Origin of the sequence: Pannonibacter sp. I15F10I1 (assembly GCF_900185665.1) — a bacterium.
Lineage (GTDB): Bacteria > Pseudomonadota > Alphaproteobacteria > Rhizobiales > Stappiaceae > Pannonibacter > Pannonibacter indicus.
This window is the reverse complement of the sequence record NZ_FYAN01000029.1, coordinates 344,397-369,678: the sequence shown is the minus strand read 5'-3', so window position 1 is coordinate 369,678 and position 25,282 is coordinate 344,397. Positions and strand designations below refer to the sequence as shown.

At 64.7% G+C, this 25,282-nt stretch carries 24 protein-coding genes; 5 read left to right on the top strand and 19 right to left on the bottom strand.

Annotated elements, in window-relative coordinates:
• Positions 1 to 7 precede the first annotated feature (7 nt).
• From IF10I1_RS22575 to IF10I1_RS22545, 7 genes are all read right to left on the bottom strand, one after another.
• A complete protein-coding gene (locus IF10I1_RS22575; protein ID WP_186392203.1) occupies positions 8 to 1,039 on the bottom strand; it encodes a histone deacetylase family protein in 1,032 nt (343 codons plus the stop codon).
• A gap of 10 nt (positions 1,040 to 1,049) precedes the next feature.
• Positions 1,050 to 2,054, bottom strand: coding sequence for an aldose epimerase family protein (locus IF10I1_RS22570; protein ID WP_186424683.1), 1,005 nt, complete (start codon positions 2,052 to 2,054; stop codon positions 1,050 to 1,052).
• A gap of 26 nt (positions 2,055 to 2,080) precedes the next feature.
• The gene (locus tag IF10I1_RS22565; protein ID WP_186424682.1) at positions 2,081 to 3,580 is read right to left on the bottom strand and encodes a phosphomannomutase/phosphoglucomutase; all 1,500 of its coding nucleotides are present in this window, start codon (positions 3,578 to 3,580) and stop codon (positions 2,081 to 2,083) included.
• Positions 3,581 to 3,647: 67 nt separating this feature from the next.
• Positions 3,648 to 4,145 (bottom strand): TIGR02281 family clan AA aspartic protease, encoded by a 498-nt coding sequence (locus IF10I1_RS22560; RefSeq protein ID WP_208994306.1) that lies wholly within the window; start codon positions 4,143 to 4,145, stop codon positions 3,648 to 3,650.
• Between the two features lie 558 nt (positions 4,146 to 4,703).
• The gene (locus IF10I1_RS22555; RefSeq protein WP_186424680.1) at positions 4,704 to 5,678 is read right to left on the bottom strand and encodes a ribokinase; all 975 of its coding nucleotides are present in this window, start codon (positions 5,676 to 5,678) and stop codon (positions 4,704 to 4,706) included.
• Between the two features lie 27 nt (positions 5,679 to 5,705).
• Positions 5,706 to 6,335, bottom strand: a complete 630-nt coding sequence (gene upp, locus IF10I1_RS22550; RefSeq protein ID WP_050472227.1) for a uracil phosphoribosyltransferase — start codon at positions 6,333 to 6,335, stop codon at positions 5,706 to 5,708.
• Positions 6,336 to 6,416: 81 nt separating this feature from the next.
• Positions 6,417 to 7,640 (bottom strand): DUF1688 family protein, encoded by a 1,224-nt coding sequence (locus IF10I1_RS22545; protein WP_186424679.1) that lies wholly within the window; start codon positions 7,638 to 7,640, stop codon positions 6,417 to 6,419.
• 254 nt (positions 7,641 to 7,894) lie between these two features.
• Here IF10I1_RS22545 and IF10I1_RS22540 point away from each other — a divergent pair, with 254 nt between their 5' ends.
• Positions 7,895 to 9,157: an MFS transporter gene (locus IF10I1_RS22540; protein ID WP_186424678.1), complete on the top strand. Its 1,263-nt coding sequence runs from the start codon at positions 7,895 to 7,897 to the stop codon at positions 9,155 to 9,157.
• A gap of 52 nt (positions 9,158 to 9,209) precedes the next feature.
• Here the strand turns inward: IF10I1_RS22540 and IF10I1_RS22535 are convergent, their stop codons facing one another.
• The 12 genes from IF10I1_RS22535 to IF10I1_RS22905 all read right to left on the bottom strand — a co-directional run bounded on the left by IF10I1_RS22535 (position 9,210) and on the right by IF10I1_RS22905 (position 21,835).
• Positions 9,210 to 10,205: an adenosine deaminase gene (locus IF10I1_RS22535; protein ID WP_186424677.1), complete on the bottom strand. Its 996-nt coding sequence runs from the start codon at positions 10,203 to 10,205 to the stop codon at positions 9,210 to 9,212.
• Between the two features lie 136 nt (positions 10,206 to 10,341).
• On the bottom strand, positions 10,342 to 11,568 hold the full coding sequence (locus tag IF10I1_RS22530; RefSeq protein WP_186424676.1) for a phosphopentomutase: 1,227 nt from the start codon (positions 11,566 to 11,568) through the stop codon (positions 10,342 to 10,344).
• A gap of 454 nt (positions 11,569 to 12,022) precedes the next feature.
• Complete coding sequence (gene deoA / locus IF10I1_RS22525) at positions 12,023 to 13,339, bottom strand: thymidine phosphorylase (protein ID WP_186424675.1); 1,317 nt, start codon at positions 13,337 to 13,339, stop codon at positions 12,023 to 12,025.
• 1 nt (position 13,340) lies between these two features.
• Positions 13,341 to 14,126 (bottom strand): deoxyribose-phosphate aldolase, encoded by a 786-nt coding sequence (deoC, locus tag IF10I1_RS22520; RefSeq protein ID WP_186424674.1) that lies wholly within the window; start codon positions 14,124 to 14,126, stop codon positions 13,341 to 13,343.
• A complete protein-coding gene (locus IF10I1_RS22515) occupies positions 14,119 to 14,931 on the bottom strand; it encodes a purine-nucleoside phosphorylase (RefSeq protein ID WP_050472219.1) in 813 nt (270 codons plus the stop codon). The genes deoC and IF10I1_RS22515 overlap by 8 nt, the downstream gene beginning before the upstream one ends.
• A gap of 46 nt (positions 14,932 to 14,977) precedes the next feature.
• On the bottom strand, positions 14,978 to 15,367 hold the full coding sequence (gene cdd / locus IF10I1_RS22510) for a cytidine deaminase (RefSeq protein ID WP_186424673.1): 390 nt from the start codon (positions 15,365 to 15,367) through the stop codon (positions 14,978 to 14,980).
• The gene (locus tag IF10I1_RS22505) at positions 15,364 to 16,332 is read right to left on the bottom strand and encodes an ABC transporter permease (RefSeq protein WP_186424672.1); all 969 of its coding nucleotides are present in this window, start codon (positions 16,330 to 16,332) and stop codon (positions 15,364 to 15,366) included. Before IF10I1_RS22505 ends, cdd begins: the two co-directional genes overlap by 4 nt.
• 14 nt (positions 16,333 to 16,346) lie before the next feature.
• Positions 16,347 to 17,462, bottom strand: a complete 1,116-nt coding sequence (locus IF10I1_RS22500) for an ABC transporter permease (protein WP_186424671.1) — start codon at positions 17,460 to 17,462, stop codon at positions 16,347 to 16,349.
• Entirely contained in the window at positions 17,459 to 19,012 is a 1,554-nt protein-coding gene (locus IF10I1_RS22495) for an ABC transporter ATP-binding protein (RefSeq protein ID WP_186424670.1), read from the bottom strand. The genes IF10I1_RS22500 and IF10I1_RS22495 overlap by 4 nt, the downstream gene beginning before the upstream one ends.
• A gap of 134 nt (positions 19,013 to 19,146) precedes the next feature.
• A complete protein-coding gene (locus tag IF10I1_RS22490; RefSeq protein WP_186424689.1) occupies positions 19,147 to 20,127 on the bottom strand; it encodes a BMP family protein in 981 nt (326 codons plus the stop codon).
• 61 nt (positions 20,128 to 20,188) lie between these two features.
• Complete coding sequence (locus IF10I1_RS22485) at positions 20,189 to 21,199, bottom strand: sugar-binding transcriptional regulator (RefSeq protein WP_186392195.1); 1,011 nt, start codon at positions 21,197 to 21,199, stop codon at positions 20,189 to 20,191.
• 69 nt (positions 21,200 to 21,268) lie between these two features.
• Positions 21,269 to 21,835 carry a hypothetical protein gene (locus IF10I1_RS22905; protein WP_208994304.1) on the bottom strand — a complete coding sequence of 189 codons (567 nt, stop codon included), beginning with the start codon at positions 21,833 to 21,835 and terminating at the stop codon, positions 21,269 to 21,271.
• A gap of 31 nt (positions 21,836 to 21,866) precedes the next feature.
• On the opposite strand from IF10I1_RS22905, the gene IF10I1_RS22480 reads away from it, so the two are divergent.
• The 4 genes from IF10I1_RS22480 to IF10I1_RS22465 all read left to right on the top strand — a co-directional run bounded on the left by IF10I1_RS22480 (position 21,867) and on the right by IF10I1_RS22465 (position 25,159).
• On the top strand, positions 21,867 to 22,556 hold the full coding sequence (locus tag IF10I1_RS22480; RefSeq protein ID WP_208994303.1) for a DUF1194 domain-containing protein: 690 nt from the start codon (positions 21,867 to 21,869) through the stop codon (positions 22,554 to 22,556).
• A gap of 132 nt (positions 22,557 to 22,688) precedes the next feature.
• Positions 22,689 to 23,561: a DUF1194 domain-containing protein gene (locus tag IF10I1_RS22475; RefSeq protein ID WP_186424668.1), complete on the top strand. Its 873-nt coding sequence runs from the start codon at positions 22,689 to 22,691 to the stop codon at positions 23,559 to 23,561.
• 129 nt (positions 23,562 to 23,690) lie between these two features.
• Positions 23,691 to 24,134 (top strand): methylglyoxal synthase, encoded by a 444-nt coding sequence (locus tag IF10I1_RS22470; protein ID WP_186424667.1) that lies wholly within the window; start codon positions 23,691 to 23,693, stop codon positions 24,132 to 24,134.
• Positions 24,131 to 25,159 carry an ROK family protein gene (locus tag IF10I1_RS22465; protein WP_186424666.1) on the top strand — a complete coding sequence of 343 codons (1,029 nt, stop codon included), beginning with the start codon at positions 24,131 to 24,133 and terminating at the stop codon, positions 25,157 to 25,159. The genes IF10I1_RS22470 and IF10I1_RS22465 overlap by 4 nt, the downstream gene beginning before the upstream one ends.
• Positions 25,160 to 25,282: the final 123 nt, after the last annotated feature.

The window sequence follows — 25,282 nt, the reverse complement described above, 5'->3', positions numbered from 1 at the left end:
TTCCCCCTCACCCCCCGAGAAATCCTTCCAGCACGTTGACGCAGTTGGAGCCGAGGGCGTCGACGGCGTAGCCGCCTTCCATGACGAAGAGGGTGGGCTTGCCGAGGCGGGCGAGCCTGGCGCCGAGGCGCAGGAAGTCTTCCGGCACGAAGCGGAACTGGGAGATCGGGTCGTTTTCGTAGGTGTCGAGACCGAGCGAGACGATCAGCACGTCCGGGGAATAGACCGTCAGCCAGCGGCAGGCTTCTTCCAGCGCTTGGGCGTAACGGGCCCAATCGGTGCCGGGCGGCAGCGGCCAGTTGTGGGTGAAGCCCTTGCCGGCCTTTTCGCCCGTCTCGTCCGCATGGCCGAGGAAATAGGGGTATTCTTCCTTGGGGTCGGCGTGGATGGACAGGAACATCACGTCGGCGCGCTCGTAGAAAATCGCCTGCGTGCCGTTGCCGTGGTGATAGTCCACGTCAAGGATGGCGACGCGCGCGGTGCCCTGATCGCGCAGCCACTGGGCGGCGATGGCGGCATTGTTGAGGAAACAATAGCCGCCGAAGTAATCGGCTGCCGCATGGTGCCCCGGCGGGCGGCAGAGGGCGAAGGCGGAGCGGTCGCCTTCGCGCAGGAAGCGGGCGGCGGTCAGTGCGGAATTTGCGCTGGCCGTGGCTGCGGCCCAGGTGTGCTCGCCCAGCGGCGTGCCCGCATCAAAGGAGAAGCGGCCCAGCAGCCCGTCGATGTGGCTGGGCGTGGGGGCGGCGCGCAGCTGGCGCACGGGCCAGACGAAGGGGAAGGCCTCGCCCTGCCGCCCGGCACCGGTCCAGCGGCTCCAGAAGCTTTCAAGGAAGTCGAGATATTCGCCCGTGTGCACCCGCTCCAGCGGGGCGCGGCCAAAGTCCTGCGGCGTCCACAGAGGGCCGATCTTGCGGGCCAGGATTTCGCTGCGCACCATCTCCGCCCGGCTGGGAATTTCCACGGCGGGTTTCAGCTTCCCGTCCGAGATTTCCATCTTCGGGTCATGGGTCAGCTGGACGGGCGAAAAAACGGTCTTCATGCGGTGCGGCTCACGGCTGGAAGCGGAACTCGGTCACCTGACTATAGGTTGTTCCGGGCCGCAGAACAGCCCCCGCAAACTCCGTATGGTTAGGGCTGTCCGGCCAGCGCTGCGGCTCGAGGCAAAGCCCGGCATGCTGGCCATAGCGGCGCCCTTCCAGCCCCTCGTAAGGCAGGCCAAGGCCTGAGGCATCATAGAACTGGACGCCCGGTTCAGTGGTCCAGAGCTCCATGGAAACGCCCGAGGTTTCGCCTTCCAGCACGGCGGCAAGGCGCAAGGTTTCCGAGGGTGTGTCCGCCACGCAGAAGTTATGGTCGTAGAGCACCCGCGCATGGTCCGCGCCGGTCTGGCGGACCGGCCGCTTGGTGCGGAAGTCAAAGGCGGTGCCCGCGACGGGCAGGATCCCGCCGGTGGGGATGCAGTCTGAATCGACCGGCAGATAGCGGTCTGCAAGGATCTGCAGCCGGTGGCCGCTGATATCGGTGGAACTGTCGAGATTGAAATAGCTGTGATGGGCAAGGTTGACCAGCGTTGGCTGATCGGTCACCGCGCTCATCTCAAGGCGCAGCGTGCCGTTCTCCAGCAGCGTGTAGCGGCAGCGCAGGTCCACATTGCCCGGATAGCCTTCCTCGCCATCGGGCGAGGTCAGCGTCAGAAGCAGGCTGGAGGCGGAGAGTTCGGCGATCTGCCACAGCTTCTTGTCGTAGCCGCACTGGCCGCCATGCAGATGATTGCGGCCTTTCTCGTTGCAGGTGACCTGATGGGACACGCCATCCAGCGTGAAGCGGCCAGCGGCAATGCGGTTGGCATAGCGCCCGCAGGTGCCGCCGAAATAGGCGCCGTGGGCCTGATAGTCCTCAAGCGTGTTGAGCCCGAGGACCAGCGGGCGGCCATGAAGGCGCAGGTCCCGGAGGGTTGCGCCATAGGTCAGGACGGCAGCTTCGAGGGAACCGGCCCTCAGCGTGACTTCATTGACGGTTTCACCGCCGGGAAGGGTGCCAAAGGGCCGGATCATGTTGTTGCCGTCCGTTCAGGTCAGGATCAGAGGGTCTGGTTGTAGGCGCCCACTTCCGGGTTCTCGCGCAGCACCGCATCCACGGCCTTGAACATCTCGTGCAGGCGGGCTTCGGAGGCGGGGCTCTCCACCACCACCACAAGCTCGGGCTTGTTGGAAGAGGCGCGGACGAGGCCCCAGGTTCCGTCTTCCGTGACGACGCGCACGCCGTTGACGGTGATGAGATCGGTGATGGCCTGTCCGGCCACCTTCTCACCTGCGGCCTGCATGGCCTGGAAGCGGGCAACCACCTTGTCGACGATGCCGTATTTGATCTCGTCCTCGCAATGCGGCGCCATGGTGGGCGAGCCCCAGGTCTTCGGCAGGGCGCGGCGCAGGTCGGCCATGGACTTGTCCGGGTTGCGGTCCATCATGTCGAGGATGGCGATGGCCGAGACGAGGCCGTCGTCATAGCCGCGGCCGATCGGCGCGTTGAAGAAGTAGTGGCCGGACTTTTCAAAGCCGACGATGGCGCCCAGTTCCGTCACGCGGCGCTTGATGTAGGAGTGGCCGGTCTTGAAGTAATCGGTCACCGCGCCATTGGCCTTCAGCACCGGATCGGTGTGGAACAGGCCAGTGGACTTCACGTCCACCACGAACTTGGAGTTCGGGTAAAGCGAGGAAATGTCTCGGGCGAGCATCACGCCCACCTTGTCGGCGAAGATCTCTTCACCCTCGTTGTCCACCACGCCACAGCGGTCGCCGTCGCCGTCAAAGCCGAGGCCAACGTCCGCACCGGTTTCCAGAACCTTGTCGCGCAGGGCATGAAGCATCTTCATGTCTTCGGGGTTCGGATTGTAGTTCGGGAAGGTGTGGTCGAGTTCGGCGTCGAGCGGAATGACTTCCGCGCCCAGCATTTCCAGAACGCGCGGGGCAAAGGCACCGGCCGTGCCGTTGCCGCAGGCCGCCACGACCTTGATCGGGCGCTTCAGCTTGGCACGGTCCGTCAGGTCCTTGATGTAGACGTCCGCGAAATTGTCGACATAGCGGTAGGAACCGGAACCCTTGGCGACAAAGGCGGAGTTCAGCACGATGTCTTTCAGGCGGCCCATTTCTTCCGGGCCGAAGGTCAGCGGGCGGTTGACGCCCATCTTCACGCCGGTCCAGCCATTGTCATTGTGCGAGGCGGTGATCATGGCAACGGCCGACACGTCCAGCGCGAACTGGGCGAAATAGGCCATCGGCGACAGGGCAAGGCCGATGTCATGAACGTTGATGCCCACAGCCATCAGGCCGTTGATGACCGCCATCTTGATGGAGGCGGAATAGCCGCGGAAGTCATGGCCGACGACGATATCCGGACGGATGCCGCGCTCATGCATCAGGGTGCCGATCCCCATGCCGAGGGCCTGCATGCCCATCAGGTTGATTTCCTTCTCGAACAGCCAGCGCGCGTCATACTCGCGGAAGCCGGTGGGCTTGACCATCGGCTTGGATTCGTAGGCGTAGGTATTCGACTTCAGAAATGCTTCGGGTTTGGGAAACATGATGAACCTCGCAAAAGCTTGTGCCGGAAAAGACTAACGAAATGAGGGATGTCCGAGCGGCTGGACATTATTGAACCAGAAGCATCGTGTCACCAGAAATGTCAAATCGTTTGAACCGGCGCAGCGCTGACATGCCAAGCAGTGGTGTCGACAATGAGGCATCGGGAATGACCACTGCATCCACATCCCGAAGATAAAGAGGGCCCAGCTCCAGGGTTTCGATCTTCACCGGCGCAGCGGCGATGATGCCGTTGGCGGTGTTGACCCGGGCGGTGAAGTCCTTGTCTTCCGGCCTTATCCCGGCGCGGCGGGCGTCAGACTGGGGCAAGGCGACGAGCGTTGCGCCCGTGTCCACCATCATCTTCAACGTCCGGCCATTGATGCGGGTTCCCGCGATGAAATGCCCGTTTGGCTCCGCCTTCAGTTTCAGGCTGCCGCCTGTGGCCTGAGCGGCTTGCTCTGCTGCGGGGGAAGGGTCTTGCGCTTGCGTCCAGCGCTCCACCAGCCCCGGCACGAAAGGCACCAGAGCTGCAAGCAGAACGAGGACGACGAGATAACGCAGCATGACCTTGCCGGACACACGGAGGATGGACGGGAGATCCTTGTCACATCCGGCTTAGCATCCGGTGAACGGGATCAGCTGCGGGAGCTATCGGATTCACATCAGATCCGGACATTGCCGGCAGTGAGGCGTTTGTATTTCGGGAGGGCGCCTGCCGCCCCCCTCTCCCCACGAGGGCTACTGCATGCACACATCATGCCCGAAGCAGAATACAGATCAGGGAAAGCGTGAAGTCTGGTCACTCTGGCACGGCGTTTCAGCCCCCCTCCCCCTCGTGGGGAGGGGTGAGGGGTGGGGGGAAAGGCCTCTCCGTCTGGCGGAGTGTCCATTGATTTCGGACAGCTGCTCCTTGTGAGACCTTTTCAGGCATCTATCTGTTTTTCATATCGTTTCCGGCTCAGAGCCCCCCACCCCTTACCCCTCCCCACCAGGGGGAGGGGGGCGGACAGGCTCTACCACAGAAAAGATGCATCACTGCGGGCGTTGTCTGAGCCTGATGTGTGAATTCGGTAGCCCACCAGGGGGAGGGGGGCTGAAAGACCGTGCCAGAGTGACCGGACTTCAGGCTTTTCCCAAGCCATCTTCGGCTTCAGATGCAGTGTTTGCATGCAATAGGCTGCGGGTGATGGGAAGCGTTGCGGCGAGCTGGCGGATTGCGGCGGCATCGGGGGCGCTGCCCTGCGCGCCATTGGCGGTGCAGGCAAGGCTTCCGGCGGCAACGCCGAAGGCGAGCGCCGCGCCCAGTTCATCGCCCCGGTCAAGCGCCGCGGCAAAGGCGCCGCAGAAGGCATCTCCTGCGCCGGTGGTGTCCACCACACGCACCTTCGGCGTGGGCACGCTGTAAAGCGCCGTGCCGTCATGGGCGATGACGCCCTTGGCGCCCAGCGTCACCACTGCGAGCCGCGCAGAGCCAAGGCGGCCTTCGGCGACGGTGCGCACAAAGGCTTCCGGCTCGCCCGGCAGGCCGAGCTTTCCGGCAATCTCCATCGCCTCGCTCTCATTGGCGATGACGATATCGCTGAGGCTGGCCAGCTCGCTGACGGCAGGGTCTCCGGCTGGGGCGGTGTTGAGGATCACCGTTGCGCCAGCCTCGCGTGCGGCGGCGATGGCGGCGCGGATTTCAGCGGCAGGCGTTTCCATCTGCATCAGCAGGAGGGAGCCTTGAGGCAGCTTGCCCTTGAGCCAGCCGGCAGACACGCGGGCGTTGACGCCGCTGGCGACGATGATGAGGTTCTCGCCGCTGGCCTCGACGCCGATCATGGCAATGCCGGTCGCCCCATCGAGGCGGCGCACGCCGGACAGATCAACGCCAGCGGCTTCCAGATTGGCAAGGGCCGGGGCGGCGAAGACATCCGTTCCCACCGCGGCGGTCATGGCCACGTCCGCTCCGGCGCGGCGGGCGGCCAGCGCCTGGTTGGCGCCCTTGCCGCCGGGAAAGTTCTGATGGTCCGGCCCGGCTGCCGTTTCACCCGGCAGGGGCAGGCGCTCGACCGCCGCCACGAGATCAAGATTGATGGACCCGAAGACGGTGATCATGCGGGGCTGCTCCTGCCGGTGTCTGTCTTACTTCGTGCCGTACATGCGGTCGCCCGCATCGCCAAGGCCGGGGACGATGTAGCCATGGTCGTTCAGCTTGGCATCGATGGAGGCGGTGTAGACCGGCACATCCGGATGGGCGGCGATGAACTTGGCAACGCCTTCCGGGGCTGCCAGCAGGCAGAGGAAGCGGATGTTGTTGGCGCCGCGGGCTTTCAGCTTCTCGACGGCCGCGATGGCCGAATTGGCGGTGGCCAGCATCGGGTCGACGACGATCACGAGGCGCTCGCCCAGATCTTCCGGGGCCTTGAAGTAGTATTCCACCGGCGTCAGGGTTTCCGGGTCGCGGTAGAGGCCGACATGGGCAACGCGGGCGGAGGGCACCAGATCCAGCATGCCTTCCAGCAGGCCGTTGCCGGCGCGCAGGATCGAGGCAAAGACGAGCTTCTTGCCCGCCAGCGTCGGGGCCTGCATCTCGCAGATCGGGGTTTCGATGGTGATCTGCGTCAGCGGCAGGTCGCGGGTCACCTCATAGCACAGCAGGGTCGAGATCTCGCGCAGCAGGCGGCGGAAGCCCTGGGTGGAGGTGGCCTTGTTGCGCATGATCGTGAGCTTGTGCTGGACCAGCGGATGATCAACTACGATGGCTCCGGACATGTCTGCCTGTCTCCTGTTCTTGCGGCTTTCCGCCGGTGTGTCTTCTGATGTCTCTGTCTTTTCCTATGCACCGAAGAGCGCTCAAAAAACAGTCCCGGCGGCGGCAATTTTGCCGAAGTCCTCAACAGCTGCCGGGTTTTCCCGCAAAAGCATGGCAGCAAGCGGCAAGGTGCCCGCTTCCTCGATGCAGGTCAGCGGCAGGTCTCCGGCTCCCGTTTCCAGAATGTCCCGGACCTTGTTTGCCAGCTCAAGGGTCAGCGCTCCGGTGAGCCCGCGCAGCATGGCCGCCTGCACCCGGGCATCGCCGTCATGCAGGGCGAAGGAAACAACACCCCCTGCCAGCAACAGCTGCACATGCGCTGTGTCCGTGGGCCCGCCAAGGGCATCAAGGTCCAGCGGCGCAATGCCGGCCCAGGCCAGCGGCTCGATGAGGGAGAGCGCCAGATATCTTGCCCGTTCATGCAGCGGCAGCAGAGGCTCGCCAGCCATGCGGCCTTCGAGCGCCGGCACGCGGACCGTATCGCCCAGCGGCACGCCGTTGAGGCTTTCGGAGCCCTCCCACAGCGGCACCAGCCCTTCCAGCACGAGCGCGAAAATCCGCGCAAGGCTCAGGCTGCCGTCTTCCTGCCCCTCATCGAACAGCACGTCGAACAGCCCTCCGGGCCGTGGCTCGTCATCGCGGGCAAAGAGATCGGGCCGCATGCCTGCAAGTTCCCCCAGCCGGTGCAGGCGGGCAGCGAGAGTGGCCGCATGGCGCTCATCCACCTGCAGGGCGCGGGCAAGCTCTTCCGTTTCCACCCGGATCAGCGCATGGGCATCGGCGCGGATGGGATCGGCGGGCACGGCGGAGAAAAGCCCGCTGGCGAAAGCGGACAGGGTGGCTGCCGTCATGCCTTCAGCGCCTGCAAGCCTCTCTCCGGTGAAAGGATCATCGAACTGCCAGCCTGGATCCGCAGGCGGGGTCATCAGCACCGCGGTGATGGCCGCATCAAAGGCGGCACGGCCCATCATCCGCACATCGGGAAAGGCACGCGCACCGGCAATCATGCCCCAGCGGTCTTCTCCGCCTGCCTCTGCCAGCCGCCACAGGGTGTGCGGGGCCAGCCCGGCTTCCGGCGCCGCAGCGCGCAGGATCGAAGCCACCTGCTGAGCCAGTGGCTCCAGCTTGCCCTCATCCAGACGGATGCCGGCAAGCGCAGTCTGTCTGGCGAGATCCAGCAGGCGGGCGGCACCTTCGCGCAAGGCTTGCGCGGTAAGCAGGCTGATGGCCTCGGAGGGGGTTTCGGGGGCGGCGGGCGTTGTCATCGGCTTTGCGTCCTTTCGATGGAACGCTCTGGTCTTACAGACGTTGGGCCTTCAGGTCATGCCAGATTAGAGGGGAGGGGCTGCCATGTTGCTGCCGTGAAATCATGAACGGTTGATAAACCAGCCTCATGCACGATCCGGGACAAGCTTGTCTTGTCGTCTGACCTCTGTCTCGGGCAGCATGAGCCACGCTCCTCACGCCAAATGCGCTGCTGAGGCCACAAAAAGACCACTGCTGCTGTCCGGATTTCTTCATGTCGACCGTGCTTTCCATCGCCGCCCTCCTTCTCGGTTCCGGCCTCTTGCTGATGGCGGGCGGGCTGCACGGCCTGCTTCTGCCCGTGCGTGGTCTTGCCGAAGGCTTCTCCGACACGTCTCTGGGCATGCTGGGCGCGGGCTGGGCGGCGGGCTACATCGCCGGCTGCCTGCTGGTGCCGATGATCGTGAAGCGCGTCGGCCATATCCGCACCTTTGGCGTGATGGCTTCCATTGCTGCCATCTCCATGCTGCTGAACCTGTTGTTCATGATGCCGGAAGTCTGGATTCCGCTGCGCGCGCTCACCGGCTTCTGCTTCGCAGGCGGCGCCATGATCGTGGAAAGCTGGCTCAACGAGCGCGCCAACAACAAGACGCGCGGGCGGGTCTTCGGCATCTACACCATGATCAACCTGGGCTCGACCACGATCGGCCAGATGCTGCTGACGCTTGGTGATCCCACCGGCTTTGTCTTCTTCGTGGTGGGCTCCATCATCTATTCCCTGTCGCTGCTGCCCACGGCCCTTTCCACTGCCGCAACCCCCACGCCGCTGACGCAGGCAAGACTGGACCCGCGCAAGCTCTGGAAGAATTCGCCGGTTGCCGTGGTCGCCGTTGTCCTCACCGGCATTTCCAACGGCGCCTTCGGCACGCTGGGCGCGGTCTACGGGCGGCGCATCGGCCTTGAGGTGGGCGATGTCGCCATCATGATGTCGCTGTCGCTGCTGATCGGCGCCCTCATTCAGGTGCCGGTGGGCATGGTGTCAGACCGGATCGACCGCCGCCTCGTGCTGATTGGCATGGGTCTGGTCGCCATGGTCGTGGAAATTGTTCTGTCGCTGCTCTCCGCGCCCGGCAGCACCACGGTGATCATCTTTGTCTCGCTCTTCGGCGGCATGATCTATTCCATGTATCCGGTCATCGTCGCCCATGCCAATGACCATGCGGCGCCGGGGGAGTTTCTCAAGACCAGCGGCGGGCTGCTGATGCTCTATGGCGTCGGCACCATGATCGGCCCCATCGCGGCGGCCGCGCTCATGTCGGCCACCTCGCCGTCGGCCCTGTTCCATGTGACGGCGGGCGCGCATCTGCTGATGGTGCTCTTCACCCTCTGGCGCATGACCCAGCGGGCAAGCCTCAGTGTCGCCGAGAAGTCGGACTTCGTTCCGGTGCTCACCACGGGGCGGCTCTCCACCCCGGAAACCGCCGCCATGGACCCGCGCTCGGACGAAGAGCAGCAGAAAAAGGAAGCTGCGGCCTGAGGGTTTGCCAGCGGTTTGATGTCCGGCAGACATACCCCATGCCCGCAACCACTCAGCCGAGCTTCTGGTTGTCCACTTTGGCCAGCAGCCGTTCCTTCGTTGCCTTGTCGCAGAAGGCGGCTTCGATGGCGGTGCGGGTGAAGACACGCAGGTCTTCCTGGGTCCAGTTGAAGGTCTTGGCCGTCTGGCTGTATTCCCGCCCCAGCGTGGTGCGGAAGAAGGGAGGATCATCGGAGTTGAGGGTGATGCGCACGCCCGCCCGGCGCAGCAGGTTGACCGGGTGGAAGCGCAGCACCGGATAAAGCCCCAGCGCCGCATTCGAGCCGGGGCAGACCTCCAGCACGATCCGCTCTGCCGCCAGCCGGTCCACCAGTGCCGGGCTTTCGATGGCGCGCACCCCATGGCCGATGCGCCGCACGCGCAGGAAGTCGAGAGCCGCGCTGATGCTCTCCGGCCCGCCGAATTCGCCCGCATGGGCGGTCAGGCCCAGCCCGGCCTCGCCCGCCATGCGGAAGGCACGGGCGAAATTGGCCGGATGGCCCTCGCGCTCGTCGCCTGCAAGGCCGAAACCGGTGACCAGCGGATGCGGATTGGAGACGACCTCTTTCGCCACCCGCTCCACCGAGGCTGCGCCGAAGTGGCGCACGCCGACGGCGATCATCCGGCCTTCGATGCCGGTCTCCGCCTTGGCCCGCTCAAGGCCTGCCGCCAGTCCTTCCACATAGGACCGGTAGGAGAGGCCCGCCGATGTGGCATGGTCGGGGGAAATGAAGATTTCGCCGTAGATGGCTCCTTCGGCGGCCAGCATGCGGAAATAGGTTTCGCTCAGCTGCGCATAATCGCCGGGGCGGCGGAAGACGGAACTGGCGAGGTCATAGGCCGACAGGAAGGTGGTGAAGTCGCTCCAGCGGTACTGGCCCTTGGCGTCGATGATCGAGGAAACGTCGATCTCCTCGCGCTTTGCGATCTTCTGAACCAGCGCGGGCGGGGCTGCCCCTTCGATATGGCAGTGCAATTCCGCCTTGAGCACCTGCTCCTGCACTGCCATGGGCCGCCCGTCCTTCCCTGAAAGCTGCCTGCCGGGTCCATTTCATGACCCGGCTCAATCACTGACAAAGTTGTTCCCGCCGCCGCACGCTGCGTCAAGAAGAAGCGGCGCATGGAGGCCGCTTCCCGGTGGAAAGTCAGGCGCTCAGGAAGCTGCGGCCATGACGCCCGGCGGCAATGCCCAGATGCTCCGCGATGGTCTCGCCGATATCCGCATAGGTGCTGCGCCCGCCGATGCTGCGGCCAGCGATGCCAGGAGCAAAGCCCAGAACCGGCACATGCTCGCGCGTGTGGTCCGTGCCGCGCCATGTGGGGTCGCAGCCATGGTCGGCAGTCAGCAGCAGCAGGTCGCCGTCCTTGAGCTTCGCCATCAGCTCCGGCAGGCGCCGGTCGAACTCTTCCAGCGCTGCCGCATAGCCCGGCACATCACGGCGGTGGCCATAAAGGGAATCGAAGTCGATCAGGTTGGTGAAGACGAGATCGCCGTCCTGCGCCATGTCCATGGCTTCCAGCGTCTTGTCGAGAAGCTGGCCGTTGCCGGCGCCCTTCAGCACCTTGGTGACGCCCTGATGGGCGAAGATGTCGGAAATTTTGCCCACACCGATGACTGTACGCCCTTCGGCGGTCAGCCTGTCCAGAAGGGTGGGCTCGGGCGGCAGCACCGAATAGTCACGCCGGTTGGCGGTGCGCACGAAATCCGCAGCGCTTGTGCCGGTGAACGGGCGGGCGATGACGCGGCCGATGTTGTAAGGGTCCGCATGCCTACGGGTCACCTCGCACAGGGCATAGAGCCTTTCGAGGCCGAAGGCCTCTTCATGGGCGGCGATCTGCACGACGGAATCCGCCGAGGTGTAGAAGATCGGCTTGCCGGTGCGCAGGTGCTCCTCGCCCAGCTCCGCAATGACCTCCGTGCCGGAAGCATGCTTGTCGCCGATGATGCCGGGAATGCCCGTCTCAGCAACAATCGCGGCGATCATCTCCGCCGGGAAGGTGGGGATGGTGGCCGGGAAATAGCCCCAGTCGAACTCAACCGGCACGCCCGCAATTTCCCAGTGGCCGGACGGGGTGTCCTTGCCGTTGGAGACTTCTGCCGCATAGCCCCACAGGCCGGTGGGCGCCGGGTCCGGCGCAAGGCCGGGCAGGGTCTTGCCGGTGGACAGCGTGGCGGCGGCGCCAAGGCCGAGGCGGTTCATGTTGGGCAGATGCAGAGGCCCGCTGCGCAGGCCCGGCTTGTCACCTTCTCCGGCCGCACAGCGCTGCGCGATATGGCCCAGCGTGTCGGAGCCCTCATCGCCGAAGCGGGCGGCATCCTGCGCACCGCCGATGCCAAAACTGTCGAGCACAACGAGAATGGCGCGAGGCATGCTCTGTTTCCTTTTGTCCCGAGGCCAAAGCCTCTCATCTCATTTCACGGCAGCTCTTGCGGCTGCTTGTCGTTTGGCCGGAAGGAGGTGGCCTGATCAGACCCGCCCAGCCCAGCCCCCCAAATCCCTCCCCACGCGGGGGAGGGGGACTTTGCTCCCGATCCGGCTCCGGTTCCTCTCCCCCCTTGAGGGGGAGATGCCCCCGGAAGGGGGCAGAGGGGGGTATGCAGCCTCTCCAGCCTGGCCTGGAGGCTGTCATGTGTGGTGGCGCTGACACCCCCCCTCTGTCTGCTGACGCAGACATCTCCCCCTCAAGGGGGGAGAGGGGCGCTGCGGCCACGGTTGAACACCTCAGGCGAACCGGTCCGGATCGTCCACTGACACCGCACCTCACGGCGCGATCCCATGTTCATGCCCCTCACGGGGCGATTTCATTCATGCTTTGTATCGCCCCTCACGGTGCAATACGGGCAGCCACGATCGGGTGGTCCTCGACGCTGCCGGCATCGCCGGTGCGATAGGCGGCGTTGAGGGCCTCGGTTGCGCGGCGGGCGGCGTCTTCGGTGGCGGCATGGACGATGGCGAGCGGCGCATCCGCATCCACCCGGTGACCGATGCCGGCCAGTTCCGTGAAGCCGACCGACGGATCAATCACATCGGCCGCGACACGGCGTCCGCCGCCCAGTTCCACCACGGCAACGCCGATGGCGCGGGCGTCAACGCCGGTGACCACGCCCGGCTCCTTCGCATAGACCGGAGCAATGACGGGCGCCTTGGCGAGATAGAGCTCGCTCTTTTCCATGAAGTCCGCCGGGCCGCCGAGGGCGGTGACCATCTCGGCGAATTTCTCCGCCGCGCGCCCGCTTTCAAAGGCGGCGCGCATCAGATTGCAGCCTTCCTGGGCGCTTTCGGCAATGCCGCCGGTCGCCAGCAGCTCGCCGCCCTGCGCCACGGTCACGTCCCACAGGCGGCTGTCGATGGAGGTGCCCTTCAGGAAGTCCACGGCATTCTGCATTTCCACCGCATTGCCGGCGGCAGAGGCAAGGGACTCGTTCATATCCGTCAGCAGGGCGGTGGTCTTGAGGCCGGAGCCATTGGCCACACGCACGAGGCTTTCGGCGAGCGCCTTGGCCTCCTCGAAGCTCTGCATGAAGGCGCCCGTGCCCCACTTCACGTCGAGCACGAGGCCCTGAAGCCCCGCCGCCAGCTTCTTGGACAGGATCGAGGCGGTGATGAGATCGATGCTCTCCACCGTGCCCGTCACATCGCGGATGGCGTAGAAGCGCTTGTCCGCCGGGGCAAGGTCGCTGGTCTGGCCGATGACGGCGCAGCCCACTTCCTTCACCACCTTGCGGAACAGGGCATTGTCCGGCTGGGTCTTGTAGCCGGGGATGCTGTCGAACTTGTCGAGCGTGCCGCCGGTGTGGCCAAGGCCGCGTCCGGAGATCATCGGCACGGCCGCGCCGCAGGCGGCAAGGGCAGGGGCCAGCATCAGCGAGACGTTGTCGCCAACGCCGCCGGTCGAGTGCTTGTCCAGCACCGGTGCGTCCACATCGGACCAGTCCAGCACGGTGCCGCTGTCACGCATGGCCAGCGTCAGGGAGACGCGCTCGTCAATGGTCAGGCGGCGGAAGAAGATGGCCATGGCCAGCGCCGAGACCTGCCCCTCGCTGACGCTGCCATCGGCAAGGCCCTTGACGAAGAAGGCGATTTCTTCCCGCGTCAGCTGGCCGCCGTCACGCTTCTTGCGGATGAGTTCCTGTGCCAGCATGTCAGTATCCTTCGCGTGCGCTGCCTGCGCCGCCCTTGATCACGTCAATCAGTGCATCCAGCAGCCCGCTGGCGCCGAAGCGGAATGTGGCCGAGGAGACCCAGTTGGGGCCCAGAATCCGGTCGGCCAGCGCCAGATAGGCTGCAGCCTCGTCCAGCGTGCGGATGCCGCCTGCGGGCTTGAAGCCCACCTGACGGCCCGGCTGTTCGGTGCGCACTTCATCAATCACCGTCAGCATGATTTCGGCAGCTTCCAGCGTCGCGTTGACCTTCACCTTGCCGGTGGAGGTCTTGATGAAATCGGCACCGGCTGCAATGGCGACGAGAGAGGCCTGATGGATCAGCAGCGGATCGCCGATCTCGCCGGTTTCCAGAATGACCTTCAGCTGGGCCGGGGCCGGAATGGCGGCCTTGACGCGGATGATCATCTCTTCGGCAAAGCCCCTGCGGCCTTCCATGAAGGCGCGGTAGGGCATCACGAGGTCGATCTCGTCCGCGCCATCGGCAATGGCCTTGGCTGTCTCTTCCACCACGGCGCGGGTGTCCACACCGCCTGCGGGGAAGTTGACGACGGTTGCGACCTTTACCGGCGTACCGGCCAGTTTCGCCTTCGCCTGCGCCACGAAGGCGGGATAGACGCAGACGGCGGCCACATGGCCATGCCCGGTCACGGCGCGGGCGCAGAGCGCATCGATGTCGGCGGCGGTGCAGCCGTCATTCAGGTTCGTCAGATCGACAAGGGCGAGAGCCCGGGCGGCGAGTTCCGCCTTGCTGGCTGCATCAGCCATGGGAAACCTCCTTCACGAAGCCGCGCACAAGCTTCTTCATGCGCGCTAGGCCGAGTTTGGCGACGGACTTGGTCTCGTCGTGGGACAGGCCATGGGCCTGCATGCCTGCGCCCAGATTGGTGATGATCGACATGGCGGCCACGCGCATGCCGAGGAACCTTGCAAGGATCACCTCCGGCACGGTGGACATGCCGACGGCATCAGCGCCCAGAATGCGCGCCATGCGGATCTCTGCCGGTGTCTCGAAGGACGGGCCGGAGAACCACATGTAGACGCCCTCCGCCAGCGCATGGCCATCGGCCTTGGCGGCGCGGTGCATGGCAGCCTGCAGGTCCTTGTCGTAGGCGGCGGTCATGTCGAGGAAGCGCTTTTCGTCTTCCTCCCCGATCAGCGGGTTGAGGCCGGACCAGTTGATATGATCGGTGATCAGCATCGGGCTGCCGGGCTGCACCTCCTCGCGCAGGGACCCGGCGGCGTTGGTCGCCAGCAGGATCTCGCAGCCGAGCGCCTTCAGCGTCTCGACCGGCGTGCGCATGATGGAGGGATTGCCGCTCTCATAATAGTGGGCGCGGCCCGAGAGGATCACCACCGGCACGCCTTCCAGCTCGCCTGCCACCAGCTCGCTGCCATGGGAGGAGACGGTGGAAACCGGAAAGCCCGGAAGCTTGCTGTAGGGAATGCGCACCGCATTCTCCATCTCGCCCGCCAGTTCACCGAGCCCGGAGCCCAGGATCATGCCGATGCGATAGCTGCCCGGGCGGGCGGCGCGGACGATTTCCGCGCAGTCATTGCCATAGCTGCTCATGGCGTTCGTCCCTTGTGTTGTTCTGTCTCAGCCTTGAGGGTCCGCTTCAGTCGAGAAGCTGGAAACCGGCAGGCAGCAATTCATCCATGGTGAAGGTGCGGCGGATGCCGTCGAGATTGGCGATATGGACCTTGACGGAACCGGCCGCGAATTCCTTCAGCTTCTGCCGGCAGCCGCCGCAGGGTGTGCAAAGGGCGGCGTCGGCGATGACGACCACTTCCTCGATCTGCTGCTGACCGGCCAGAACCATGGCGGAGATGGCACCGGCTTCGGCGCAGACGCCCTGCGGATAGGCGGCATTTTCCACGTTGCAGCCCGGATAGATCTTGCCGTCGGCGGCAAGGATCGCCGCGCCGACCTTGAAGTTCGAGTACCGGGCATAGGCGTTTTCGCGGGCGGCCTTTGCCGCCTCGAAGAGCTTGTCCACCGCGCTCATGTGCGCTCCTTCAGATAGGGGATGCCGCTGGCCTTGGGCGGAATGGCCTTGCCGATGAAGCCCGCCAGCAGGATGACTGTGAGAATATAGGGAAGGGCCTGGAACACCTGCACCGGCACCTCACCGATGCCCGGGACCTGCTGGCCCTGAAGCCGGATGGCCATGGCATCGAGGAAGCCGAACAGGAGGCAGGCATAGAGGGCGTTCACCGGCTTCCACTTGGCAAAGATCAGGGCCGCCAGCGCGATGTAGCCGCGCCCGGCGGTCATGTCCTTGATGAAGCCGGAGGACTGGGCAATCGCCAGATAGCTGCCTGCCAGACCGCAGAGAATGCCGCACATGACCACTGCCCGGTAGCGCAGGAAGGTGACGGAGATGCCTGCCGTATCCACCGCCGCCGGGTTTTCGCCAACGGCGCGCAGACGCAGGCCGAAGCGGGTGCGGTAGAGCACCCACCATGTGGCCGGAACGGCAAGGAAGGCGATGTAGACGAGGATGTTGTGGCCCGAAATCAGCTCGAAATAGATATAGCCGATGATGGGCACGTCCTTGACGGCGGTGGCTAAGGGCAGCTCGATCTCCAGAAAACGCCCGCCGCCAGACAGGGACGGCGTGCGTCCGCCCTGATTGAACCAGGCCTGCCCCAGAAGGGCCGTCAGCCCGGCCGCCAGGAAGTTGATGGCAACGCCGGAGACGATCTGGTTGCCCCGGTTGGTGATCGAGGCGAAGCCGTGCAGCAGCGCGAGGCCGACCGCGACAACAATGCCCGCGCCAAGCCCGGCCCAGGCATTGCCGGTGATGAAGGCAACGGAGGCTGCGCCAAAGGCGGCGCCCAGCATCTTGCCCTCAAGGCCGATGTCGACGATGCCCGAGCGTTCCGAATAAAGTCCGGCAAGGCAGGCCAGCAGCAGCGGCGCGGACAGGCGGACGGTGGAGTCGAGGATGAGGATCAGGGTCTCGAACATGGCTCGTTCTCCCGTCAGGCCGTCTTGCCGGCAGCAGCGGCCGGCTTGGCGGAGAAGCTGAACAGACGCACCAGCGCCGGGCGGAACATGTATTCCAGCGCCCCGGCGAACAGGATGACGAGGCCCTGGATGACCACGATCATGTCACGGGTGATGGCCGGCATTTCAAAGGCGAGTTCTGCCCCGCCCTGGTAGAGCATGCCGAACAGGATGGCTGCCAGCATGATGCCCACCGGATGCGCCCGGCCCATCAGCGCCACGGCGATGCCGACAAAGCCGTAGCCGGCGACATATTCGATCAGCAGCCGGTGCTGCGAGCCGACAAGCTCGTTGATGGCCATCAGCCCGGCGAGCCCGCCGGAAATCAGCATCGTGATGATGGTGATGCGCACCGGCGAAATGCCCGCATACACGGCAGCAGCGGGATTGGCGCCGAAGGTGCGGATTTCATAGCCGAGCCGCGTGCGCCAGATCAGCAGCCACACCAGCACCAGCGCTGCCACCGCCAGAAAGACTGCAAGGTTGACCTGCGACGAGCCGAAGAAACTGGTGCCGAAGAACTCACCCAGAAGCGGCAGCTGTCCGCCTTCGGCGAAGGTGCGGGTCTCCGGCTGCATGGAGCCGGACTTGTTGATCACCTTCACCAGCAGATAGCCCATCAGCGCCGTGCCGATAAAGTTGAACATGATGGTGGTGATGACGATGTGGCTGCCGCGCTTGGCCTGCAGCCAAGCGGGGATCGATGCCCAGGCCGCGCCAAAGAAGGCCGCCGCCAGCACGGCAACCGGAACCGTGATCCACCAGGGCGCATAGTGATCCAGCGCAAGGCAGGCAAGGGCAGCACCGAGGCCGCCGAGATAGGCCTGACCCTCGCCGCCGATGTTGAAGAGCCCCGCATGGAAGGCCACGGCCACCGCAAGACCGGTGAAGATGAAGTTCGTGGCATAGAACAGGGTGAAGCCGATGCCCTCGCCATAGCCGATTGAGCCCCAGATCAGCACTTGAACCGCATCCAGCGGGTTCTCGCCGATCAGCAGCACCACAAGGCCGGAGACGAGGAAGGCAGCAGTGAGATTGAGAAGCGGGATCAGGCCGAAGTCGATCCAGCGCGGCAGCGAACCGGCACTCATGCTCTGCCTCCATGCGCGGCGCGGGCGGGCACGTCATCCGTGACACCGGCCATCAGCAGGCCGCATTCGTTTTCGGTGGCATCCGGCCCGCGCTCGCCGACAAGGCGGCCGTCGAACATGACCAGGATGCGGTCGGAGAGGGAGCGGATCTCGTCCAGCTCCACGGAGACGAGCAGCAGGCCCTTGCCGGCATCGCGCAGCTCGATCAGCCGCTTGTGAATGAATTCGATGGCGCCGATATCGACGCCGCGCGTCGGCTGGCCGACCAGCAGCACATTCGGGTCCCGCTCGATCTCGCGGGCAAGAACCACTTTCTGCTGATTGCCGCCGGAGAAATTGGCCGTTTTCAGCAAAGGGTTGGGCGGGCGGATGTCGTATTTGGCGATTTCCGCCTCGGCCGCCTTGCGGATGGCCCGCATGTCCAGCAGCGGGCCTTTCGAATAGGCCGGATCGTTGTGATAGCCGAGAATGGCGTTCTCATATTCGGCAAAGGACGTGACAAGCCCCATCCGGTGCCGGTCCTCGGGCACATGGCCCATGCTCATGGCACGGATTTCCGCCGGGTTTTTCGGGTTGGCCGCAAGGTCGATGGTCTCGCCATTCAGCCACATGCGGCCCTTGCGGGCACGGCGGATGCCCGCCAGCGTTTCCAGCAGCTCCGACTGGCCGTTGCCCGAGACACCGGCAATGCCGACGATCTCGCCGGCGCGGATCTCGAAGGACACGTCCTTCACCACATCGACGCCCCGGCTGTCGGTGACGGTGAGGTTTTCGACGGCCAGCACCCGCTCGCCGGGCTTGGCGGCCTGCTTGTTGACCTTCAGCAGCACGCTGCGGCCCACCATCAGCTCGGCCAGTTCCTCCATGGAGGTGTCTGCCGTCTTGCGGGTCGCCACCATTTCGCCTCGGCGCATGACGGACACCGTATCGGTAATGGCCATGATCTCGCGCAGCTTGTGTGTGATGAGCAGAACCGTCTTGCCCTGGGCCTTCAGGACTTTCAGAATTTCAAACAGATGGTCGGCCTCGGCCGGGGTCAGCACCCCGGTGGGCTCGTCCAGGATCAGCACTTCGGCGCCACGGCAGAGCGCCTTCAGGATCTCGACGCGCTGCTGCAGGCCAACCGGCAGGTCGCCGACAACCGCATCCGGATCGATCTTCAGGTCATATTCGCGCTCAAGCCGGAGAAGTTCCGCCCGCACCTTGCCCGCGCCGCCTGCCAGCAGGCTGCCGCCCTCGGCGCCCAGCATGACGTTTTCCAGCACGGTGAAGGGATCCACCAGCATGAAGTGCTGATGCACCATGCCGATGCCAAGGCCGATGGCATGGCGGGAATCGCGGATGGTCACGGTCTTGCCATCCACCAGAATGTCGCCGCTGTCGGCATTGTAGAAGCCGTAGAGGATCGACATCAGTGTCGACTTGCCGGCACCGTTCTCGCCGATGATGCCGTGGATCGATCCCTTGCCCACCACAAGATCGATGTTCTTGTTGGCATGCACAGGCCCGAAGGACTTGTTGATCTTGCGAAGCTCGATGGCGGCGGTCATGGATGCTCCCGCGCGTCTGGCCACAGGGCCGGCGTCAGTCGGTGAAGGGGCCGGGCGCATGGCCCGGCGTCACAAGGAAAGAGCCCTTGCCCCGGCCTTCCGGCGCAGGGCAAGGGCCGCAGTCCCTCAGGGTGTTACGGGCAGGTCTTGTCCGTCATGTAGTCGTGGACGGCGATCTTGCCCGAGATGATGTCGGCCTTGGCCTGTTCAGCAGCAGCCTTCATGTCTGCGGTGATCAGCTGGGCGTTGTTGTCATCAAGAGCGTAATCCACGCCGCCTTCGGCAAGGCCCAGAACCTCGATGCCGCTGGTCCACTGGCCGTTCTTGGCGTCGGTGAAGGTCTTGTCCACGGCAACGTCCACGCGCTTCAGCATGGAGGTCAGAACCTTGCCCGGATGCAGTGCGTTCTGGTTGCTGTCGACGCCGATGCCGAGCTTGCCCGCGTCAGCGGCCGCCTGCAGCACGCCGATGCCGGTGGCGCCGGCTGCGTGATAGACAACGTCTGCACCACGGTCGAACTGGGACTTGGCCAGCTCGCCGCCCTTCACCGGGTCATTCCAGGCAGCGCCGGTGGTGCCGGTCATGTTCTGGAAGACTTCGGCCTGCGGGTTGGTGGCCATCACGCCCTGCTTGTAGCCGCAGGCGAACTTGTGGATCAGGTCGATGTCCATGCCGCCGACGAAGCCGACCTTGCCGGTCTGCGAAGCCTTGGCTGCCAGCAGGCCGACGAGGTAGGAGCCTTCATGCTCCTTGAAGACGATGGAGCGGACGTTCGGCAGGTCCACGACCATGTCGATGATGGCGAACTGGATGTCCGGGAATTCCTTGGCGACCTTCTCGACGGCATTGGCATGGGAGAAGCCGATGGCGACGATCGGGCTCATGCCGCGGCGGGCGAAGTTGCGCAGGGCCTGCTCGCGCTGGCTGTCGTTCTGGATCTCGAAGTCGCGGTATTCGACGCCCGTGTCCTTCTTGAACTTCTCGGCGCCCGTATAAGCGGACTCGTTGAACGACTTGTCGAACTTGCCGCCAAGGTCATAGACGACTGCCGGCTGGAAATCCGCTGCAAAGGCGGTGCTGGCCATCATGACGCCTGCAATGGCGGCGCCCGTCATCAGGAACTTCTTCACGTTACATCCTCCGGCACTGGACCCGGCCACCATGGCTGGTCCCGGTTTACTTCCCCTCTTGGGCACTGCGGGGCAGCAGGGCTGCCGTCACAGGGCCGCTCGATCCGAGCCGCTGCTTCAGAGCCCTTGCCAGGGTCTCATCCGCGATCAGGTCGGTGATGACACCGGTGCGCAGCGCTGCGAGCGTGGCGTCTGCCTTGCTCTCCCCGCCCACCAGTGCAATGACACGAGAGCCGCGGACTTCCTCGTAGTGAAGGCCCACGGCGCACTCGCCAAGACTTACGGGCACTTGCGCGCCCTCGATTGTGACAAACCGCCCCATCAGGTCGCTGACCGCACTGCTGCGCATCAGGCCGTCCTGATCTTCCTTCTGTATGATGCCGCGCTGCACCAGATGACCGTCGTCATCGATGGAGCCGATGCCAACGACAAAGGCATCCGAGCGCCGCGCGCGCGCCAGAAGATCCTGCACGCTGCGCTGGCCGAGGAACATGTCACGCTCCTCCAGGCTTTCGGCAAAATAGGGCACCGGCAGATAGTAGCCTTCCCCGCCCGTGCGCTCGATCAGCGGCTGCACGATATCGAAGGGGTTGGCCGAAAGCTTGCGCATCAGCGAGCCGGAGATGGAGATGATGGCAAGGTCCGGCCGTGAAAGGCGCGGCATGGCCGCAACCGAAGCCTTCAGCGTCCGGCCCATGCCGACGCCGAGCTGACGGATCTCCGGCCCCGAGAGCAGGTTGGACAGGAAGGGGCCCGCGACGGAGGCAACGGCGCGGATGGCCGTCGTCTGGTCACCGCCGCCAAGGTCCGGCGCGATGATGCAGCTGGTCAGGGCAAAATGCCGGGTCAGTTCGTCTTCCAGCTCGAGGCATTCAATCGGGCGGCCCTCGATCTGGAAGCGGACAAGGCCTTCCTTCTGGGCGTGGGCAATAAGACGGTGGACCTTGGCCGGTGACACGCCAAGACGTGCGGCAATCTCACCCTGCGTGCTGCCCCCGACGAAGGAGAGCCACGCGGCGCGGATCGAGAGGTAGGTGGTCCAGTCCTCGTCCTGCACGGATTGCCCCGTCTGCTGCGCCCAGGTCTTTCGCCCGGATCTTGAGCCTCTGGTTGGCTGAAATTTTCTTCAGCCGCTGTGAATTCTTTCAGGAAAGATGCCTGCCTGCTTGCCCGCCGTCAAGCGGATTTGGCGTGTTTTCCGGCTGAATCTTGAGCTTTTCCGTTTGGTATATGGATGGCTGTGCGGGTGCTGCCGTGTGATGCAGTTTGCATGGGCATTAGGCAGGAATTGCCCGGCTGCTGCGCTGATACGGCAATATCTGCCGGTTGCTGGGCAAATTTTGCCGAGTGGTTCACGCGGGTGCATTCTGTGCGTCTTTTGATTTGCTGGCACAATTTTCGCCGCCTTACCTGTGGCATAGTGCTTGCTTGGAACAATTCTATCCGGCGCGTGTTCAAGGCTCTGAAAATATCGGCACATTGCTGAGATTCTCGGATTAACCGTCTGTTTAGCCGCAACAACAAAAGTAGAGAGGGAGGTGTGGGAAACCGGCTTCGGCCAAGACATGGAGAACACCATGCGTCTCACACTGTGCAAAACCGGACGTGACGTCTGCTGTGCCGCCATTGGCAGTCTTGCCATCTTGGCATTTACTTCAATAACAGCTTTCGCTGAGCGCTCACTCTCGGGCATCTTATCCACCGCCTACCCGGCTGATGCCGAAGTGGATGTCGAGCTGGTGCTGGCCGTTGACATCTCCCAGTCAATGGACCGGGACGAGCAGGAGGTTCAGAGGGCCGGATATGTCTCCGCCCTGACCTCGCGCGAGGTTCTGGCCGCCATTCAGGACGGCCCCACCGGGCGGATTGCCATCACTTACTTCGAATGGGGAGGGGTGGGCGAGCACTTCATGGTGGCCGAATGGTCCATCATTCAGGACGAGGCCACAGCAGCGGCCTTCGCCGCCCGGATCGCCGAAGCCCCCCTGCGGCAGGTCCAGAGAACGTCCATCTTTGCCGCGCTGGAAAAATCGGCGGACATGATCGCTTCCAATGAATTTGAGGGCCTCAGGAAGGTGATCGACATTTCCGGTGACGGGCCCAACAATCAGGGCGGCACTGTCACTCAGATGCGCGACAAGGTCATTGCTGCGGGCGTCACCATCAACGGCCTGCCGCTGATGATGAAATCGGAAACCTCCGCCTGGCAGGCCATGCTGCATCTCGATCACTACTACGAGGATTGCGTCATTGGCGGGCCGGGGGCTTTTGCCATTCCGGTGCGCTCAAAGGAGGCTTTCGCCGAGGCTGTGCGGATGAAGCTGGTGCTGGAAATTGCCGGGCTGATGGATGATCAGCCTCTGATCATCCCGGCCGCAGGCCGCAAGTCCGTCAGCTGCAATCTGTTTGACTAGAGGAGTGGCGGCCAGTGAGGCGGTGGCTTGCCGCCGCTCACGAAGATGCGATTGGGTTTTAGGCGGCAAGGCTGACAAGCTCTTCTGTGTCCGGCGGTGTATTGGCGCTGCCGGAGCAAGGGGAGGTCCGGCATGACGCCCTTCAACATTCTGCGATGGTTGCGCTCGTGCGCCGGAGGTTTCCGCGCGGCGCTGGTGCTGCTGGCCCTGGCGGCCGTGACGGGCAGGGCAGATGCCCAGCAGAGGCTGCCGCAGGAAGTGGATGTGGCCCTCGTTCTGGCGGTCGACATTTCCTATTCCATGGACATCGACGAACAGCGGCTGCAGCGGCAGGGCTACATGCAGGCGATTACCTCGCCGGATGTGCTGGAGGCCATACGCACTGGCCTGACCGGCAGCATTGCTGTCATCTATGTGGAATGGGCAGGCAGCTTGTCCCGCTCGGTCCTGATTGACTGGCATGTGATTTCGGACGAAGCCAGCGCGCAGCAATTTGCCGATGCGCTGGGCGAAGCCCCCATCAGCCGCGCCTACCGCACCGCCATCGGCGATGCGCTGCTGTTTTCAGCGCAGCAGTTCGAAACGCTGCCCTACAGTGCCGCGCGCAAGGTCATCGACATCTCCGGAGACGGGCCGAACAATCAGGGCACCTATGCGCCCGCCGCCCGCGACCAGGTGGTGGCGCAGGGCATCGTCATCAACGGCCTGCCGTTGCAGCTGAAGGATGTGCGGCCGGGCTGGTTCGATATGGCAGACCTTGACCGCTACTACGAAACCTGCGTCATCGGCGGCCCAGGCTCCTTCATCGTGCCGGTGCGCGGCGCGGAGCGGTTTGCCGAAGCCGTGCGCCGCAAGCTGGTGCTGGAAATCGCCATGCCGGTTTTGCCCCGGCCCGAAGCACCGGATGAGGCCCGGCTGATCCGGGTGGCCGATGGCATCGATCCCTTCTGCCTCGAAGGCGAGCGGCGCTGGCAGCAGCGGCGGTTCATCTACGAGGAGCCATAATCAGCTCCGATCCTTGCGGCATCTTCCTGTGACCGGGCGTCAGCTCGCGCTTTGCGTTTCCCGCGCAAGGCGCTAAAGCTGTTGCCGTGATTTTGATGGCGCTTCTGCGCCGGTATGAGCTTGCGGGAGATGATGCGGATGGAGGCGGAACGTCCGGTGCTGGCCCTTGTGGCCCATGACGCCAAGAAAGACGCCATGGTTGCCTTCGCGCAGCGCAATGAGGAAAAGCTGGCGGCCTTCCGGCTGGTCGGCACGGGCACCACGGGCGGGCGCATCAAGGCGGCTTGCCCCAGCCTCGACCTCACGCCGCTGAAGAGCGGGCCGCTGGGCGGTGATCAGCAGATCGGCGCCATGATCGCCGAAGGCCGTCTGCACGGGCTCATCTTCTTTGCCGACCCGCTGTCGCCCATGCCGCATGATGTGGATGTGAAGGCCTTGCTGCGCCTGGCGCTGGTCTACGACATCCCCATGGCGCTCAACCTTTCGACCGCCGAAATCCTGCTGCGCTCGGCCCGCCTGACCGGCCTGCGCAGCTCTTCCGATACGCCTGAAGTGGCCGGCCCGCGCACATGAGCCTGACTGAGACCCGCCAGCGCCCGTTCGCTTTCCCTGTTCTGGTCGGGGACGTGGGCGGCACCAATGCCCGCTTTGCCCTTGTGCTGGATGAAGACGCACCTGCCATCAAGCTGCCGTCCCAGCCAACGGCGGCCCATCCGGATATCAACGCGGCCATCGGCGCCTGCCTTGCGGGGCAGGATGTGCCGGCGCCGCGCTCGGCCGTCATCGCCGTGGCCGGTCCCGTCACCGGTGACCGCATTCCCCTGACCAATGCCAAGTGGGTGGTGGAGCCGCTGCAGATGATCGCCGGCCTTGGCCTCAGGGACGTGGTGATCCTCAACGACTTCGAGGCGCAGGCGCTGGCGCTGCCCGGCCTGTCCGGTGAGGATATCGAGCAGATCGGCGGCGGCGAGCCTCTGGCGGGTGCCTCCAAGTTCGTGGTCGGCCCCGGTACCGGCCTGGGTGCGGCGGCGATGATCTATGCGGCAGACACCTGGGTGCCGGTGCCCGGTGAAGGGGGCCACGTGGAACTGGGGCCCGTGACGCCGGAAGACTACGAGATCTGGCCGCATATCCCGCGCAACGGCGGGCGCATCGGCGCCGAGGAAGTGCTGAGCGGCACCGGCCTGCCGCGCCTTGCCGGAGCTGTTGCCCGCGCCCGCAAGGCGGAGCCGCATTTCACGTCTGCGGCGGACATCACGCAGGCGGCCAATGCCGGGGACCCGGTGGCAGTGGAGACGCTGGAGATCTTCGCCCGCTGCCTTGGCCGTGTGGCAGGGGATTTCGCGCTTTCGGTGCTGGCGCGCGGCGGTGTCTATATCGCGGGCGGCGTGTCGTCCCACATTGCGCCGTTCCTGCGCAAGGGCGGCTTCCGTGCGGCTTTCGAAGCCAAGGCTCCCCATGCCAAGCTGATGGCCTCGATCCCGGTGTTCCTGATCCATCACCCCAACCCGGCGGTGGACGGACTTGCCGCCTACGCCCGCACCCCGGACCGCTTCGCCGTCGGCACCAAGGGCCGCCACTGGACTTCGCAGGGGTGAGGGTTTGGGCGGTTTGATCTCTGGGGGACCTCTCCGCTTCCTTCCCAATAGGGGGCAGTGTCTACAACGGACTCCGGTGGGGTTCCGGGCTAAGGTCTGATGAAAGCGTAGGTCCTGGGCATT

What these genes read in the sequence shown, in the direction of transcription:
- IF10I1_RS22490 (WP_186424689.1), bottom strand. Translation starts at nt 20,127, where the DNA reads ATGACGGGCGCCGCCATTGCAGGCGTCATGATGGCCAGCACCGCCTTT.
- cdd (WP_186424673.1), bottom strand. Translation starts at nt 15,367, where the DNA reads ATGAGCGCGGTGGACAAGCTCTTCGAGGCGGCAAAGGCCGCCCGCGAA.
- IF10I1_RS22570 (WP_186424683.1), bottom strand. Translation starts at nt 2,054, where the DNA reads ATGATCCGGCCCTTTGGCACCCTTCCCGGCGGTGAAACCGTCAATGAA.
- IF10I1_RS22905 (WP_208994304.1), bottom strand. Translation starts at nt 21,835, where the DNA reads ATGCCCGAGAGTGAGCGCTCAGCGAAAGCTGTTATTGAAGTAAATGCC.
- IF10I1_RS22495 (WP_186424670.1), bottom strand. Translation starts at nt 19,012, where the DNA reads ATGACCGCCGCCATCGAGCTTCGCAAGATCAACAAGTCCTTCGGGCCT.
- IF10I1_RS22575 (WP_186392203.1), bottom strand. Translation starts at nt 1,039, where the DNA reads ATGAAGACCGTTTTTTCGCCCGTCCAGCTGACCCATGACCCGAAGATG.
- IF10I1_RS22505 (WP_186424672.1), bottom strand. Translation starts at nt 16,332, where the DNA reads ATGTTCGAGACCCTGATCCTCATCCTCGACTCCACCGTCCGCCTGTCC.
- IF10I1_RS22470 (WP_186424667.1), top strand. Translation starts at nt 23,691, where the DNA reads ATGATGCGGATGGAGGCGGAACGTCCGGTGCTGGCCCTTGTGGCCCAT.
- IF10I1_RS22475 (WP_186424668.1), top strand. Translation starts at nt 22,689, where the DNA reads ATGACGCCCTTCAACATTCTGCGATGGTTGCGCTCGTGCGCCGGAGGT.
- upp (WP_050472227.1), bottom strand. Translation starts at nt 6,335, where the DNA reads ATGTCCGGAGCCATCGTAGTTGATCATCCGCTGGTCCAGCACAAGCTC.
- IF10I1_RS22555 (WP_186424680.1), bottom strand. Translation starts at nt 5,678, where the DNA reads ATGATCACCGTCTTCGGGTCCATCAATCTTGATCTCGTGGCGGCGGTC.
- IF10I1_RS22465 (WP_186424666.1), top strand. Translation starts at nt 24,131, where the DNA reads ATGAGCCTGACTGAGACCCGCCAGCGCCCGTTCGCTTTCCCTGTTCTG.
- IF10I1_RS22540 (WP_186424678.1), top strand. Translation starts at nt 7,895, where the DNA reads ATGTCGACCGTGCTTTCCATCGCCGCCCTCCTTCTCGGTTCCGGCCTC.
- deoA (WP_186424675.1), bottom strand. Translation starts at nt 13,339, where the DNA reads ATGCTGGCACAGGAACTCATCCGCAAGAAGCGTGACGGCGGCCAGCTG.
- IF10I1_RS22515 (WP_050472219.1), bottom strand. Translation starts at nt 14,931, where the DNA reads ATGAGCAGCTATGGCAATGACTGCGCGGAAATCGTCCGCGCCGCCCGC.
- IF10I1_RS22560 (WP_208994306.1), bottom strand. Translation starts at nt 4,145, where the DNA reads ATGCTGCGTTATCTCGTCGTCCTCGTTCTGCTTGCAGCTCTGGTGCCT.
- deoC (WP_186424674.1), bottom strand. Translation starts at nt 14,126, where the DNA reads ATGGCTGATGCAGCCAGCAAGGCGGAACTCGCCGCCCGGGCTCTCGCC.
- IF10I1_RS22565 (WP_186424682.1), bottom strand. Translation starts at nt 3,580, where the DNA reads ATGTTTCCCAAACCCGAAGCATTTCTGAAGTCGAATACCTACGCCTAC.
- IF10I1_RS22530 (WP_186424676.1), bottom strand. Translation starts at nt 11,568, where the DNA reads ATGCCTCGCGCCATTCTCGTTGTGCTCGACAGTTTTGGCATCGGCGGT.
- IF10I1_RS22500 (WP_186424671.1), bottom strand. Translation starts at nt 17,462, where the DNA reads ATGAGTGCCGGTTCGCTGCCGCGCTGGATCGACTTCGGCCTGATCCCG.
- IF10I1_RS22545 (WP_186424679.1), bottom strand. Translation starts at nt 7,640, where the DNA reads ATGACAACGCCCGCCGCCCCCGAAACCCCCTCCGAGGCCATCAGCCTG.
- IF10I1_RS22535 (WP_186424677.1), bottom strand. Translation starts at nt 10,205, where the DNA reads ATGGCAGTGCAGGAGCAGGTGCTCAAGGCGGAATTGCACTGCCATATC.